General features: G+C 66.5%; 14 protein-coding genes and 1 riboswitch. Of the genes, 4 read left to right on the top strand and 10 right to left on the bottom strand.

Going from position 1 to position 15,018, the window contains the following annotated elements; genetic code table 11:
* Positions 1–4: 4 nt before the first annotated feature.
* Entirely contained in the window at positions 5–1,921 is a 1,917-nt protein-coding gene (gene typA, locus M3G14_RS10815; RefSeq protein ID WP_259926540.1) for a translational GTPase TypA, read from the bottom strand.
* A 216-nt stretch (positions 1,922–2,137) separates the two neighbouring features.
* Here typA and M3G14_RS10810 point away from each other — a divergent pair, with 216 nt between their 5' ends.
* Together M3G14_RS10810 and M3G14_RS10805 are read left to right on the top strand one after the other, a co-directional pair.
* Positions 2,138–2,845: a hypothetical protein gene (locus M3G14_RS10810; protein WP_259926539.1), complete on the top strand. Its 708-nt coding sequence runs from the start codon at positions 2,138–2,140 to the stop codon at positions 2,843–2,845.
* 5 nt (positions 2,846–2,850) lie between these two features.
* Positions 2,851–3,387, top strand: a complete 537-nt coding sequence (locus tag M3G14_RS10805) for a DUF402 domain-containing protein (RefSeq protein ID WP_259926538.1) — start codon at positions 2,851–2,853, stop codon at positions 3,385–3,387.
* Here M3G14_RS10805 and M3G14_RS10800 read toward each other — a convergent pair.
* The 8 genes from M3G14_RS10800 to M3G14_RS10765 form a co-directional block, all read right to left on the bottom strand.
* Positions 3,384–3,851: a hypothetical protein gene (locus tag M3G14_RS10800; protein ID WP_259926537.1), complete on the bottom strand. Its 468-nt coding sequence runs from the start codon at positions 3,849–3,851 to the stop codon at positions 3,384–3,386. The genes M3G14_RS10805 and M3G14_RS10800 overlap by 4 nt on opposite strands.
* Positions 3,852–4,613 (bottom strand): energy-coupling factor transporter transmembrane protein EcfT, encoded by a 762-nt coding sequence (locus tag M3G14_RS10795; RefSeq protein ID WP_259926536.1) that lies wholly within the window; start codon positions 4,611–4,613, stop codon positions 3,852–3,854. It lies immediately after the preceding gene.
* Entirely contained in the window at positions 4,610–5,935 is a 1,326-nt protein-coding gene (locus M3G14_RS10790; protein WP_259926535.1) for an ABC transporter ATP-binding protein, read from the bottom strand. Before M3G14_RS10790 ends, M3G14_RS10795 begins: the two co-directional genes overlap by 4 nt.
* Complete coding sequence (locus M3G14_RS10785) at positions 5,936–6,547, bottom strand: ECF transporter S component (RefSeq protein ID WP_259926534.1); 612 nt, start codon at positions 6,545–6,547, stop codon at positions 5,936–5,938.
* A riboswitch (TPP riboswitch) is annotated at positions 6,539–6,651 on the bottom strand. (Overlaps the previous gene by 9 nt.)
* An 11-nt stretch (positions 6,652–6,662) precedes the next feature.
* Positions 6,663–8,366: an ABC transporter ATP-binding protein gene (locus M3G14_RS10780; RefSeq protein ID WP_259926533.1), complete on the bottom strand. Its 1,704-nt coding sequence runs from the start codon at positions 8,364–8,366 to the stop codon at positions 6,663–6,665.
* Positions 8,363–9,343: an ABC transporter permease gene (locus tag M3G14_RS10775; protein WP_259926532.1), complete on the bottom strand. Its 981-nt coding sequence runs from the start codon at positions 9,341–9,343 to the stop codon at positions 8,363–8,365. The genes M3G14_RS10780 and M3G14_RS10775 overlap by 4 nt, the downstream gene beginning before the upstream one ends.
* Positions 9,336–10,262: an ABC transporter permease gene (locus M3G14_RS10770; protein ID WP_259926577.1), complete on the bottom strand. Its 927-nt coding sequence runs from the start codon at positions 10,260–10,262 to the stop codon at positions 9,336–9,338. Before M3G14_RS10770 ends, M3G14_RS10775 begins: the two co-directional genes overlap by 8 nt.
* A gap of 111 nt (positions 10,263–10,373) precedes the next feature.
* Complete coding sequence (locus M3G14_RS10765) at positions 10,374–11,978, bottom strand: ABC transporter substrate-binding protein (RefSeq protein WP_259926531.1); 1,605 nt, start codon at positions 11,976–11,978, stop codon at positions 10,374–10,376.
* 279 nt (positions 11,979–12,257) lie between these two features.
* Here M3G14_RS10765 and M3G14_RS10760 point away from each other — a divergent pair, with 279 nt between their 5' ends.
* Complete coding sequence (locus M3G14_RS10760) at positions 12,258–13,175, top strand: DUF808 domain-containing protein (RefSeq protein WP_259926529.1); 918 nt, start codon at positions 12,258–12,260, stop codon at positions 13,173–13,175.
* A gap of 72 nt (positions 13,176–13,247) precedes the next feature.
* A complete protein-coding gene (locus M3G14_RS10755) occupies positions 13,248–14,315 on the top strand; it encodes a hypothetical protein (RefSeq protein WP_259926528.1) in 1,068 nt (355 codons plus the stop codon).
* Here M3G14_RS10755 and M3G14_RS10750 read toward each other — a convergent pair.
* A partial coding sequence (locus M3G14_RS10750) for an HNH endonuclease signature motif containing protein (RefSeq protein WP_259926526.1) occupies positions 14,316–15,018 on the bottom strand: 703 nt, incomplete at its 5' end. It lies immediately after the preceding gene.

The raw sequence follows: 15,018 nt of genomic DNA, 5'->3' as shown, positions 1-15,018 counted from the left end.
CTGCTTACTTGTTCTTCGCCTTTGCGCGGGAACGCGCGCGGCCGCGCTCGGTCGCGTTCAGGATGATCTTGCGTACGCGCATCGCCTCCGGGGCGACCTCGACGCACTCATCCTCGTCGCAGAACTCGATCGCCTCGTCCAAGGACAGGGTGCGCGCCTTCGCCAGGGTGACCGTCGCGTCCGCGGTCGCGGAGCGCATGTTGGTCAGCTTCTTTTCCTTGGTGATGTTCACGTCCATGTCCTCGTCGCGGCTGTTCGCGCCGACGACCATGCCCTCATAGGCTTCTGCACCCGGCTCGACGAAGAAGTCGCCGCGGTCCGCGAGCTGCTGCAGCGCGTACGCGGTGACCTGGCCGGAGCGGTCCGCGACGAGCGAGCCGGTCGGGCGCCCCTTGATCTCGCCGGCCCACGGACGGTGCTCGATGGAGTAGGAGTTAGCGATGCCAGCGCCGCGCGTCTCGGTGAGGAAGGTCGTGCGGAAGCCGATGAGGCCGCGCGAAGGCACGTCGAACTCCATGCGGACCCAGTCGCCGCTGCCTGCGTTGCCCATGGTGGTCATCTGGCCCTTGCGGCTCGCCATCAGCTGCGTGACCGCGCCCTGGTGCTCCGCCGGGGTGTCAATGATCATGTGGTCGTAGGGTTCGTAGGTCTTGCCGTCGATCTCCTTCGTCACCACCTGCGGCTTACCGACGGTCAACTCGAAGCCCTCACGACGCATCGTCTCAATCAGCACCGTCAGCGCCATTTCGCCGCGGCCCTGCACCTCCCACGCGTCGGGGCGCTCGGTCGGCAGCACCTTGATCGAGACGTTACCGATAAGCTCCTGGTCAAGGCGAGCCTTGACCATGCGCGCGGTGAGCCTGTCGCCGCCGTTGCGGCCCGCCATCGGGGAGGTATTGACACCGATTGTCATGGAGATGGCCGGGTCGTCGATCTTGATGCGCGGCAGCGGCTCGACGTGCTCCGGGTCACACAGCGTGTCGCCGATCATGATCTCGTCGATGCCGGAGACCGCAGCGATGTCGCCCGCGACCACGCCGTCAGTTGCCGGCACGCGGTCCAGACCTTCGGTGACGAGTAGCTCGGCGATCTTCACGTTCTTCACGTGCTGCTCGCCCTCGGCGTCGTAGTGGACCCAGGCGACGGTGTCACCCTTCTTCACGGTGCCCTTGTACACGCGGATCAGCGCGATACGGCCGAGGAAGGAAGAGGAGTCCAGGTTGGTCACCTGCGCCTGCAGCGGCGCGTCGATCTCTGCGGAGGGCTCCGGGAGCACGTCGTAGATGACGTCGAAAAGCGGTTGCAGGTCCTCGTTGTCCGGGACGTTGCCGTTGCCCGGGTTCTCCAGGGACGCGCGACCCTCGCGGCCGGAGGTGTAGAGCACGGGCAGCTCGAGCAGGTTCTCCGCGGCCTCAGCGGCCTCCGGGTCCTCCAGGCTGGCGCCCAGCTCGAGGAGCAGGTCCTGGGCTTCTTCCACCACCTCGTCGATGCGCGCATCCGGGCGGTCGGTCTTGTTCACGCAGATGATCACTGGCTTCTTCGCCTCGAGCGCCTTGCCCAGCACGAAGCGGGTCTGCGGCAGCGGGCCCTCGGAGGCGTCAATCAGCAACACGACGCCGTCGACCATGGACAGGCCGCGCTCGACCTCGCCACCGAAGTCGGCGTGGCCCGGGGTGTCAATGACGTTGATGACCAGGTCGCGGCCATCCTTGCCCTTGCCCTTGCGGCGCACTGCGGTGTTTTTCGCCAGAATGGTGATGCCGCGCTCGGACTCGAGCTCGCCAGAGTCCATGACGCGGTCGCCGTGTTCGCCGTGGTCGCCGAACACGCCGGACTGCTCCAGCATGCCGTTGACCAGGGTGGTTTTGCCGTGGTCAACGTGGGCGACGATTGCGACATTTCGAAATTCAGGATGCGACACTTATCCGGTGCTCCTTATACATAGGCGAGTAGAACGATTAAACCTTACCCCTGTGCTCCGCGGATCGCACCCCGCCTACCCCACTACAGACACCCAGATTCCTGGCAATCCGCCTTGACAGTGTGACAAATGTGACTAGTGTTGCTTAAGTTGCGTGGTGTTTGCTGCGCGCCTGACAAATCTTGCCCCGACCCGACGAAGGACACCGACCCCGCCGTGCGAATCACCGACACGCCCAAGCGCGCCGGCCGCGTTGCAGCTGCCTGCGCCGCCGCACTCACCTTGGCAGCAACGCTCGCACCAGCCAACGCCGCGCCCTCCGCCGGGCCGATCACCGTCGGCTCGACAACCTCGTCGAACCCGCTCGACAACCTCGGCCGCCCCAACGACGAGACGATCGCGCGCGTCGAGGCCTTCGCCAGCCAGCCCTTCGTCCCGGAGCCTGCCGCCAACGCGCTGCGCACCGCGCTCGCGTTCTTCGCCGGCCAGGGCGAACTCGGCGGCCCGCCGCTGCCGGACAACGCGCCCGCCTTTACCCAGTTCGCCTGGCCCACGGTGTCCTCGAACTGCATCGGCCCGCGCATGCATTCCACCGCCTCCGCCATCGCGGTACCCGGACCCACGAAGACACCACAGCCGGGCGCGCGCGCCGGCGAGGCCGTGTTCGTCTTCACCGCGCTCGGCACCCCGCCGGCGGCAAAACAGCAGGGAGGGCTCAACGCATACTGGATCAACCTCGACACCTTGCGCACCGGTGTAACGCCGCTCGGCAATCACGGGATAAACCCCACAGGACCGACCACCTTGTCCGGCACCGCCGCGACAGGCCCGGGCCGCGTCCTCGCAGTCATCGACGGTGCCGCGCGCACCGCCGACAAGACCTGCACCTTTGCCCCGACCGCCGCGAGTTTCCACGTGAGGTAAGCACCATGAGCGCCGATCTGCACCCTGTAAAGCAGGAGAGCTTCGACACTGCCTCGAAGACGAACACCGACCCCAAGGGGTTCTTACGCGAAGTGGATACCTTCAAGGTCACGGATTTCGGGCTCTACATGGCGCGCGGCGCGAACCACCCGCAGTTCGGCTACCTGGAAAGCTGGCTGCTGCCCGAGCTGGGCCTGCGCGCCAACATCTTCCACTTCCGCGAGGGCGCGGAGAAAGAACAGGACTTCTACTTCGACGTCGCCGATATCGATGTCGACGGCGGCGTGTGGCGCACCCGCGACCTCTACGTCGACCTGGTCTCGCTGACCGGCAACCCCATCGACGTGCTTGACATCGACGAGCTGGCCGCCGCCTGCTCCGCCGGCCTCATCACCGCCGAGGAGGCCGAAAAAGCCATGGACGTCACGCTGCGCGCGGTCGAGGGCATCACCCGCCACGACGACGACGCCATGGAGTGGCTGCGCACCCTCGGCATCGAGCTGACCTGGGCTGACGAGGTCGAGCTCGCCCCCGTCGGCTAGCGCCTGCGCACCGTCACATCCGCCGGCGCCCGCGCAAGCGCCGCCTCCTGCGCGGCCCACATGTCCCAGTACTCGGCGTAGTACGGATCCCGCGCCAGCGCGCGCCGTTTCCGCAAGCTCTCGTCCGCGCACACCCACACCGTGTCGACCGGGCCGCGCGCCCGCGCCTTACCTATCGACGCCCACGTGACCGCTCCCACCCCCTCAACAATCACATCGGCGCCCGGGTCGAGTGGCACCCACTCCCCTCGCCGGTCGCGTTCCCAGTCCCAGCGCCAGTACCCCGGCGCACGCGGATCTAGCACGTCGCGCCCGACCATCGCCGCGCCCTGCGCCAAGCCGCTCCACCCCGGGTAGAAGTCGTCGAGATGCACCACCCGGACGCCCAAGGCCGCGCCGACCTGGTTGGCGAGTGTGGTCTTACCGGCGCCGGAGGGGCCGTCGATAAGCAGCGTGTACGGCACTTAGCCCACCGCCCACACCGGGCGGAACTCGCCCGCCACCCACGCCGCACCGAGCGCAACCGCCGCGAGCAGCACACAGATGGCGAGCACGCCCCAATCGCGGGGCCCAAGCTTTGACTCGCGCGCCCACGTACGCTCGCCCGCACGGCCAAACGCGCGTGCCTCCATCGCCGTGGCGAGCTTGCCCGCGCGGCGCAGCGACATCACCAACAGCCCGAAAGCCAGCGAAAACGCGTATCGCACCCGGTTGGTATCCGCGATCCCGCGCGCCCGCCGCGCCCGCCGCATCGCCTCGACGTCCTCGCGCAAAAGCGTAAGCATCCGCAGCGCCGCCACCGACCCGAGCACGAACCGCGCCGGCAGCTTCAGCACTTGCGCGAGCCCGTCGCCCAAATCCGTCGGATCCACGTCGGCCGAAAGCACCACCACCGGCAGCGCCACCGCCAGCACACGCAGCGTAATCGCCCACGCCAGCGACACCGACAGCGCAGAGACCTGAATCAGGCCATAGTCGAGGTAGACCTCGCCGCCCGACTGCCCGTAGAGCGCCATCGGGATGCCCGCCACGGGCGCGAGCAGGAAAATCGGCCACGCGCGGCGCACAAACCGTCGATAACCCACCCCGCACAGCGGCGCGGCCACAAGCGTCGCCACGATCGCGATGGTGGCCGACACCCAATCGATGCTCACCAGCAGCGGCGTGGTCAGAAGCGCCAGCCCCAGAATGCGCGTGACCGGGTTGATCCCCTCGAGCAGGTTCATTGGGCCGCCTCCAGGTGGATGATGTGGTCGCCGAGCGAAGCGATGAACGCCTCGTCGTGGGTGATCGACACCACGGTCACCCCTTCATCGGTCAGCTCGCGGATCAGCGCCGCCAGCTCGACGAAGGTGCGGTCGTCTTGGCCGAAGGTGGGCTCGTCGAAAAGCACAAGCCTGGGCGCGTTGACCAGCGCAGTCGCCACCGACAGCCGCCGCTTTTCCCCGCCCGAGAGCGTAAAGGGGTTGGCACCGACCAGGTGGTCGAGTCGCAGTCGCGCCAGCAGCTCATCGACGCGCGCCTGCGGCGCCCCAGACAGCGCCATCTCCTCGCGCACCGTCGAGGTGACGAACTGGTGCTCCGGCTCCTGGAAGACGAAGCCGATGCGCTCGGCGAGCTGCGCCGACTTCCACGTGATCGCGGGGGTGTCGAGCCCGCGGCGGATCGACTCCGCGTACACCACCTCGCCCGCCCGCGGCACGTCGAGGCCCGCCAGCACGTGCGCGAGCGTCGTCTTGCCCACCCCGTTCGCGCCTGTGATCACGGTGGATGCCCCCTGCGGGATCCGCAGGTCGCGCGTGAGCCCGACCCGGGTTCTCACCCCGCGCGTGGCAAGCGCCGAAGCGTCGGCTCGCACGCCGCGCGCAGGCGGCAGTTGCGGAGCCCCGGGCAGCTTCTCGACGCCCACCTCATCCACCCCAGCGGACTCCAAGCGATACGCGCGCGTGGCCAGGTGCGCCCAATGTCGCGGGCGGTGCTCCACAACGATGAGCGTGGCACCGGACTCAGCGCATACGCGTTCCACGGCGGCGATGACTTCGTCGCGGCCTGTTGGGTCCAGGTTGGCGGTCGGCTCGTCGAGAATGAGGATGTCCGCGCCCATGGCGAGAACGCCTGCGAGCGCCAGCCGCTGCTTCTGCCCGCCCGAGAGGTGTGCGGTGTTGTGCTCCAGCGGCACGTCGAGCCCGACCGCGTCGAGGGCGCGTTCCACACGAGGCCAAATCTCCTCGCGCGGGACGCCGAGGTTCTCCGCGCCGAAGGCGACATCGTCGCCAACGCGGGTGAGGATGGTCTGCGCCTCCGGGTCTTGCATGACCATGCCGACCGTGCCGTTGACGCTGAGGTGGCCTGTAGCGTGGCCGTCTTCTTCGTCACCGGCCAAACCCGCGAGCACCGCGAGCAGCGTGGACTTGCCGGAGCCTGAATCACCGGTGAGGATGACGCGCTCTCCGCGCTCGATGCGCAGGTCGACGCCGGTAAATGCCGGCTCGGCGCGCGTGGCGTACTGATAGCTTAAGCCCCTGGCCTCAATTGCGGGTTCGGGCATCTAGCGAGCCTCAGCGCGCAAGCGCTCGCGGCCCGCGCCGAAGCGGTCGAGCGCACCGGTCTTGGCCAGCGCCTTGACCAGGAAGTACCCGAGCACGCCGGCGAGCACCGCGCCCGAGATCGAGGTGCACACGAGGTAGATCAGGTTGTACGACAGGCTCATCGCCAGGTTGCCGGAGGTAAACAGCTCTAGCACAAACGCACCCACGCCGGCGCCGATGCCGGCAAGTACCGCGACGTCAAGCGAGAAGCGCCTGTACATGAAAATTAGGAAGATCAGTTCGGCGCCGAGGCCCTGCGCCAGGCCCGAGTAGAGCGTCTCGATGGCCCACTGGCTGCCCAGCAGCGCGGACACCGAGGCGGCGAGCGCCTCCACGAACACGGCCGCGCCAGGTTTGCGGATGATCAGCCCACCCAGCACGCCGCCGATGAGCCAAATGCCGTTGAACAGCCCGCCGAGGCCGGGCGTGAGCGCGTCGATCGCCTTGTACCCGGCGTAGCCCACGCCGTTCCACAGCACGAACAGCAGACCGCAGGCCACGCCGAGGACCGCCGCAGTGACGATGTCGATGACGCGCCAGGAGTTCGTTCCGGTGGCAGCACGATTTGTCATGGTTTTCCTTCCTTATCGCCGGCATTACCCGGATCAGGTTCGACGGTTTACCGCGTGTCGCGGATTCTCAGCCGAGCGTGCGCCCAGCTCCCGTGTTTTCAAGTGCCCAGATAGCCTACCCGACGTCGATACCGAGCTCCTCGCCAGTGCCCAACTCGATGTTGAGCCCCGGCACCGAGGCGATGAGGTTTCGCGTGTACTCGTGCTGCGGGTTGTCGAAGATGTCGTCGGCGCTGCCTTGCTCCACCGCGCGGCCCTTCTCCATCACCACAATGTGGTCCGCCGTCTGACGCACGACCGCGAGATCGTGGGTGATGAACAGGTAGGACAGCTGGTGTTCTTCCTGCAGGCTCGTGAGCAGTTGCAGAATCTGGTTCTGCACAAGCACGTCGAGCGCGGAAACCGCCTCGTCGAGCACGATCACTTCCGGGTTCAGCGCCATCGAGCGCGCGATCGCGATGCGCTGGCGCTGGCCGCCGGAGAGCTCGTTCGGGTAGCGCCGCATCGCTGAGCGCGGCATCTGCACCATGTCGAGCAGCTCCGCCACGCGCGCCTCGCGCTGTTTGCGGTTGCCCACCTTGTGCAGGGTCAGCGGCTCCTCGATGCAGCGGTAGATCGAGTGCATGGGGTCCAGCGAACCGTAGGGGTTTTGGAAGACCACCTGCATCTTGCGCCGCATCTCCCGCAGCTCCGCGCCCTTGAGCGTAGTGACGTCCTTGCCCTCAAAGCGCACCTCGCCGCTGGTCGGCTCGAGCAGGTTGAGCACCATGTTGGCCACCGTCGATTTGCCCGACCCGGACTCGCCCACCAGCGCCAGGGTCGTGCCGCGGTGGATGTCGAAGGAGACATCGTCCACAGCACGGAACATCTTCCCCTTCGACTTGCGGCCGCGCGCTTCGAATTCCTTGACCAGGTTCTTCACCTCGACGACGCACTCGCCTGCCTCGCCAGTGGCCAGCTTTTCAGCGGTCTCAAGGCCCTGCTTCTTCGCAGATTGGATGCGCGCCGACGCGAGCGAGGGCGCTGCCTTGACGAGGCGCTTCGTGTACGGGTGCTGCGGGTTGCGCAGGATCTGCAGGCTGGGCCCCTGCTCCACGATGCGTCCGCGGTGCATCACCACGAGGTGGTCAGCACGCTCTGCGGCAAGCCCGAGGTCGTGGGTGATGAAGAGGAGGGCGGTGCCCAGCTCGTCGATAAGCGAGCGCAGGTGGTCCAGGATCTTCTTCTGCACGGTGACATCGAGCGCGGAGGTCGGCTCGTCAGCGATCAACAGCTTCGGGCGCGCGGCCAGGCCGATCGCGATGAGCGCGCGCTGGCGCATGCCGCCCGAGAACTCGTGCGGGTACTGCCGTGCGCGGCGCTCCGTGTCCGTCAGGCCCGCCTCTTCGAGCAGCTCAACGACGCGCTCGTGCCGCTTCGAGCCTTCGACCACGTTGTTCGCGCGCAAGGCCTCTTCCACCTGCGTGCCGACGCGCCACACCGGGTTCAGGTTACTCATCGGGTCCTGCGGCACCAGCCCAATCTGATTGCCGCGGACCTCGCGCCACTGCTTCGCGTCCAGCTCGGTGAGGTCCTTGCCCTCGAGCCGGATCGCGCCGTGGGTCACCTTGCCGGTGCCGGGCAGCAGGCCGAGCATGGACATCGCGGCGGTGGACTTGCCGGAGCCCGACTCCCCCACGATCGCCACCGATTGGCCGGGGTAGATCGTCAGGTTGAAGTCACGCACCGCCTCGACTACGCCGGTTGTGGATGAAAAGGTGATTTTCAGGTCCTCGACGTCCAGCAGCGGCTGGGTGTCGTTGGAAAGTGCAGTGCTCATCGCTTCCTCGCCTTCGGGTCAAGGGCGTCGCGCACGGCGTCGCCCATCATGATGAAGCTCAGCACGGTCAGTGCCAGAGCAATTGCCGGGTAGAACAGCACCATCGGTTGGGTGCGTAGCGACGCCTGCGCCGCCGAAATATCGCCGCCCCAGGACACCACCGTGGTGGGCAGGCCGATGCCCAGGAAGGACAGAGTCGCCTCCGCCACGATAAACGTGCCCAGCGCGACGGTAGCGTAGACGATAATCGGCGCCGCGGCATTGGGCAGGATGTGGGAGATGATGATGCGCGGGTTGCTTGCGCCAAGCGCGCGGGCGGCGGTGACGAACTCCTCGTTTTTCACGCTCATCACCGCGCCGCGGGTGATGCGCGCGATCTGCGTCCAGCCGAACATGGACAGGGCGAAGACCACCATCCAAATGGAGCGCTGGCCCTTCATCATCGACATGACCACGATCGCCGCGAGCACGAGCGGGACGGCGAAGAAGATGTCGGTCAAGCGCGACAGGAGTGTGTCCCAGATACCGCCGTAGAAGCCGGCGATCGCGCCGATGAGCGTGCCCAGCAGGGTCACGATCAGCGTGGTAAGCACGCCGACAGTCACCGAGGCGCGCGCCCCGTAGATCGTGCGCGCGTAGATGTCGCAGCCCTGCCGGTCGAAGCCGAAGGGGTGCCCCGACTCCGCCGGTTGTAGCGAGCGCGAGAGCATGCACTCGCGCGGGTCGACGCTGGCGAACAGGCCGGGAAACAGCGCCATTGCCACGGCGAGCACGATGAGGATCGCGGAGATCCAGAACAGGGGTCGGCGGCGCAGCGCGTGCCAGGCCTCGGTCCACTGGTTCGACGGCGCGCGGTCGTCGGGAACCGCGTCGACTGCGCCGAGGCCGGTTTCATCCACCTCGGCGACGAAGTATTCCTGGCCGCGCCGAGCGACCGCCCGATTCGTGTTGGTCTCTGTGTGTGGGTGGTTATGCATAACGGATCCTTGGGTCGAGCACGGCGTAGAGCAGATCGACGAGCAGGTTGGCCACGATGTAGACGATGACCAACACGGTGGTGAACGAGACGACGGTGGCGGGCTCGCCCTTCAAGATTGCCTGGTAGATGGTGCCGCCGACACCGTTGATGCCGAAGATGCCCTCGGTGACGATCGCGCCGCCCATCAGCGCGCCAAGATCCGCGCCGAGGAAGGTCACCACCGGAATCATGGAGTTGCGCAGCACGTGGCGTCGCAACACGGAGCCTTCGCTTAAGCCCTTGGCGCGCGCGGTGCGCACGTAGTCTCCCTGCAGGTTCTCGCTCACCGACTGCCGGGTCAGCCGGATGACGTAGGCGCACGAGAGCGCGCCCAACACCACCGCCGGCATGAGCAGCGCCTCAAAGGTTTCGTTGCGCCCGACGGTCACGGGCAGCAGCCCCCACTTGACGCCGACGAGGTACTGCAGCACGAAGCCGATGACGAAGGACGGCACGGCGATGATGATCAGCGAGGCCACCAGGATGGTGGAGTCGAAGATGCCGCCGCGGCGAATGCCGGCGATGAAGCCGAAGAGGATGCCAAAGATTGCCTCGAAGGCGATCGCCATGAGCGCCAGCTTGATCGTCACGGGGAAAGCGTTCGCCATCACCGAAGACACGGGCTGGCCGGAGAAGGTCGTGCCGAAATCTCCGACGAAGATGCCTTTGATGTAGAGCAGGTATTGGACGAGGAACGGCTTGTCCAGGTTGTATTCGGCCTCGATGCGGGCGCGGGCGGCTTCGGTTAAGCCTCGGTCGCCGCCGAGCGCGGCGACCGGGTCGCCGGGCATGAGGAACACGAGTGCGTAGAGCAGCAGCGTTGCGCCAAAGAATACGGGGATCATTTGGAGCAGTCGCCGCACGATGTATCGCTGCATGATGATGCTTTCAGATTCGGAGCACGCACTCGACGCCGCGTTGACGGCGCACAACCCCGCGCCGCGCACCATGGCGGCCGGGGTTGGGATGCGTTGCTCGCGCGTAAAGGGTTACTGCTTGGTGATCTGGGTGTAGACAGGCATCGACTTCCAGGAGAAGACGACGTTGTCTACCGTGTCTGCGGAACCACCGTTGACGTTGGCGTACCACAGCGGGATAGCAGGCAGGTCCTCGAGCAGGATCTGCTGCGACTTGTTGTAGGACTCCGATGCCGCCTCGATTTCGCCGGCGTTCGCCGCCTCGGATAGCAGCGAGTCGAACTCGGGGTTGGTGTAGTCACCGTCGTTGGAGCCGGCGCCGGTGCCGTACAGCGGGCCGAGGAAGTTACCCAGCGACGGGTAGTCCGCCTGCCAGCCGGTACGGAACGCGCCTTTGATGGTGCGGTTGGTCACATCGTCGCGCAGGGACTTGAAGTCCGGGTACGCGTTGCCAGTGGCCTCGATGCCGAGGGTGTTGCGGATGGAGTTGGCCACCGCGTCGACCCAGGCCTGGTGCCCACCGTCAGCGTTGTAGGAGATGGTGAACTCGCCCTCGAACGGCGCGATCTTTTCGGCCTCGGCCCACAGGCGCTTGGCCTCCTCCGGGTTGTACTCCAGCACCTCTGCGCCCTCGAGGCTATCGGTGTGGCCCGGGATGACCGGGGAGGTGAAGTCGGTCGCCGGGGTGCGGGTGCCCTCGAAGATCGTGTCGGTGATCTCCTCGCGGTTGATCGCCATGGACAGTGCTTTACGACGCAGCTTGCCCTCCTCGCCAGAGAAGTGCGGCAGGGACTCGCCGATGGTGAAGGACTGGAAGATCGCGGCGGGCTGGTTCACCGCGCGCTCGCCCAGCTCGTCCTCGTAGGTCGCGAACGCGGAGTCCGGGATCGCGTCGAGCACGTCCAAGTTGCCGGCGAGCAGGTCCGCGTACGCGGCATCCTGCTGCGCGTAGAAGACCCAGGTCACGCCTTCGTTCTGCGCCTGGCGCTCGCCCGCATACTCCTCGTTAGGAACGACGGTGGCGTCCTGGTTGTGGTTCCACTCCACCAGCTTGTACGGGCCGTTGGAGATCGGAGCCTCGCCGTAGGCATCGATGTCGTCGTAGGCCGAGGGGTGCATCGGGAAGTACGCGGAGTACCCCAGACGCGTCGGGAAGTCAGCCTCCGGCTGCGCGAGCTCGATGGTGAAGGTGTGGTCGTCTTCGACCTTCAGGCCCTCCATCTCTTCCACGCCCTCCTCGTAGCCGAGGATCGGCTCGAAGAAGTAGGAGGCCAGCAGGGAGTTGGCCACGGTGTAGTTCCACGCCTTGACGTAGTCTTCAGCGGTCACCGGCGAGCCATCGGACCACTTCGCGTCCTTGAGCTTGACGCGGTAGGTCTTGTCGCCCTCGAGCTCGATGGATTCGGCGAGATCGTTGTGCACCTCGCCGTCCGCGTCGTAGTACACCAGGCCGGCGAAGATCTCGTCGACGATGCGGCCACCACCCGTCTCGTTGGTGTTGCCCGGGATCAGCGGGTTCTGCGGCTCAGAACCGTTTGCCAGGACGACGTTGCCGATCTCTGCACCATCAGACCCGGATGCATTCTCTGCCCCGGAATCAGACGAGCCGCCACACGCGACCAGTCCAAAAGCCAGAGTTCCTGCCGCCAAAATCGCTGTGGTCTTTTTCGCCAACACAGCGCCTCCTTACATGTCGCTCTACGTTCACTCCATCCCACTTGTGAGAGGACACACAAGGGGCGGTTAGCTACCATTGCATCACATTTGTCGGCAATATGGGAACCGTTTGGAAAGTTTTTCTTCACCTCCCGGATAAACTCCGTTAACCCCGCTGGCAGCTCGCTCGCAGAAACTTCCCCTTGCCACAGCTCACGTCGCGAAAAAGGCGGGGCGCTGCGGCGCGGGGCAGCGTGGCGTCGATAAGCTTGCACTGCCCCCCAAAGGAAAGGAACAAACATGGCCGGTGGCCTCCTCGCACTGCTTGACGACGTCGCGCTCATCGCCCGCACCGCCGCAAGCTCAACCGACGACGTGGCGGCCCTGACCGCGAAAACCTCCGCCAAGGCCGCGGGCGTGGTCATCGACGACGCGGCGGTGACCCCGCAATACGTCTCAGGTGTCACGCCTGCGCGCGAGCTGCCGATGATCTGGAAGATCACCAAAGGTTCGCTGCGCAACAAGCTGCTCATCATCCTGCCCATCGCGCTGCTGCTCAACGCCTTTGCGCCCTGGGCGCTCGTGCCACTACTCATGCTCGGCGGCTGCTACTTGGGCTTCGAGGGCGCCGAAAAGATCGTGCACAAGCTCACCTCTAATACCGAGGAAGACGCCGAGCGCGCCACAAACAAATCGCCCGACGACGAAGACACGCTGGTGAAATCGGCAATTACCACCGACCTCATCCTCAGCGCCGAAATCATGATCATCGCCCTCGACGAAGTCGCCGACCAGCCCGTGTGGATGGAGGCAGCCGTGCTCATCGCCGTCGGTATCCTGATCACGTTTGTGGTCTACGGCGCGGTCGCGGTGCTGGTCAAGATCGACGACATCGGCCTCGGCATGATCGAGCGCGACCGTGCCCCCGGCCTCGGCCGCGCGCTCGTCAACGGCATGCCCTACGTCCTCAACGCCATCGGCATCATCGGCACCGTCGCCATGCTGTGGGTCGGCGGCCACCTCATCGTCCGCGGCTTCGACGAAGTCATCGGCTGGCACCTCCCCCACGACCTGATCGAACGCGGCACCGAACTCGTGGGCGGCGGCGCGGCCGGATGGTTCGTCGACACCGGCATCTCAATGCTCTTCGGGCTCGCAGCCGGCCTAATTATCCTCGGCGTCGTCCGCGCAGTGAAGGCGCTCACGCAGCGCTCCTAGGGTCCTGCCGCGGGGTGCGCCTAGACTGGCACAAGACACGTACGCACACCGGACAAGGAGGCCAAGCACGCCGTGGGACTCCAGCGCTACCCTCTCTCGCCCGCCATCTGGGGAGCCGGCGAGGAAATCCAGCTCACGCACGTCGTGCAGGCCGCCTTGTTCACCGACTTCACGCCGCAGCGCGCCACGCGCTACATCGACGTCGACTTAGAGGCCAACCCGTTGAGCGGCACGTGGCGCGTGCGCTACAACGGCGCCGTCATCGGCTCCGTGCCCGCCGCCGATCGCGCCCGCTTCCCCGACATCGAGCGCGTCCACCGCTCGCTCTTGCGCCCCGGCACAACCGCCTCTGTGAGCTTCAATGCGGAAACCGGCCAGTTCGAACCCGCCGTCATCCTGCCGCCCCCGCTGCTGAGCGTCCCGCGCAACAACACCCCAGCAGGTGCCTGGGTGCTGCCGCCGGGTGACATGCTCGTCATCGACACCTCCGCGGGAGAATTCTCCGCCGAAGAGCTCGCGCTGCTTTCGCCGGGCCAGTGGTTCGTCGCGCTCCACCGCATCGCGGACACTGTCGTCGCGCTTTACGACGGCCGCGTCATCGGCAGCTTCAACGGCACCGATGCCGCAGACATCACCGCCGCCGTCGACGAAGCGCTGTCTATGGGCGCGCCCGAGGTCTACGCGCGCGCGGTGCTGTTGGACGGCATGGCTGGCCTCGATGTCGGCCACCCGGATGAGGGCGTCGTCCTTGTCCCGGCGTTGAGTGAGCCGGATGCGCGGCCGCGGCAGCCGTGGTCGCTGGTCGACTTCCCCGACGGCAGTTGGGCGGTGACCGTCGAGCACGACTACGTTGTTGACGACGAAGATGTCCTGCGTCCGCGGCACACCGCGCGCTACGTTTCGCTCGCGGGTGGGCCGCGTCCGGAGGAAATCGCCGCGCCGACGGAAATGTTCGGCGTGGTCGATGACGCGCCTGCAAGCACACCCGAGCCTGCAGAAGCGCCCGTTTCCGCCACCCCGGGCCACGACGTCAAGGGCGCAGGCGACTACCTCACCGAAACGGAGAAGGTTCGACTGCGTCGCGCACAGCGCGCCAAGCAGGCGTCCGGGCGCAAGGCCCACGGACGCCACCGCGCCTAACTACCCCGGTGGTCCTGTTGCTGGGGTGTGTGCGAGTCGGGCGTGTCGGCGTGCGGGGTTGGTGTGGCGTGTGCCTCTGGGTGAGAGGTAGCCTTTGGGGCTTTGCCACATGATCTGCCCGCCGACGCGCTGCATCCGCCCGCGTTTCGGCCGCCCGTTTTGCCGATTGTGATACGTGCACAACCAGCACATATTCCCAATCTCGGTCGCCCCGCCTTTCGACCACTCCTTGATGTGGTGCGCCTCCGAGAAATCCGCCGGCTGGTTACACCCCGGCCACGCACAGGTGACGCCATCCGCGCTCATCAACGCGCGCAACTCACCACTCGCGTGGCGCTCAAGACGCACCGGGTAGAGGTTCACCGGCCCATCCGTGGCGGAGATCAAAGCGATATAGCCCGAGGCGTGCAGCTTCCGGTTGACCAACTGCGCACCAGAAAGCCACTCACCATTGGTCAGCTGCACCTCGACTTCCCCGTCGCCGCGTGTGCGCCACTGGGCGAAGTCGCCGATGTCCATGTTCAGCACCGTGGTCAACGCAGCGTCCCCACCCGTGCTGCGCGTGTCCTTGAGCCACGCCTGGGGGTCGTTGTTCGCCGCGCGGTAGACCGGCAGCACATCCGTGGTACGCCCGGTGATGTGCACCGTCGACCACCCTTGGTCGTGGAAGGTCACCGACGCTTTCGGCACGCGCGGGGCGGGC

This window comes from Corynebacterium sp. p3-SID1056, from assembly GCF_025152525.1.
Lineage (GTDB): Bacteria > Actinomycetota > Actinomycetes > Mycobacteriales > Mycobacteriaceae > Corynebacterium.
This window is presented reverse-complemented; position numbering and strand designations above follow the sequence as displayed.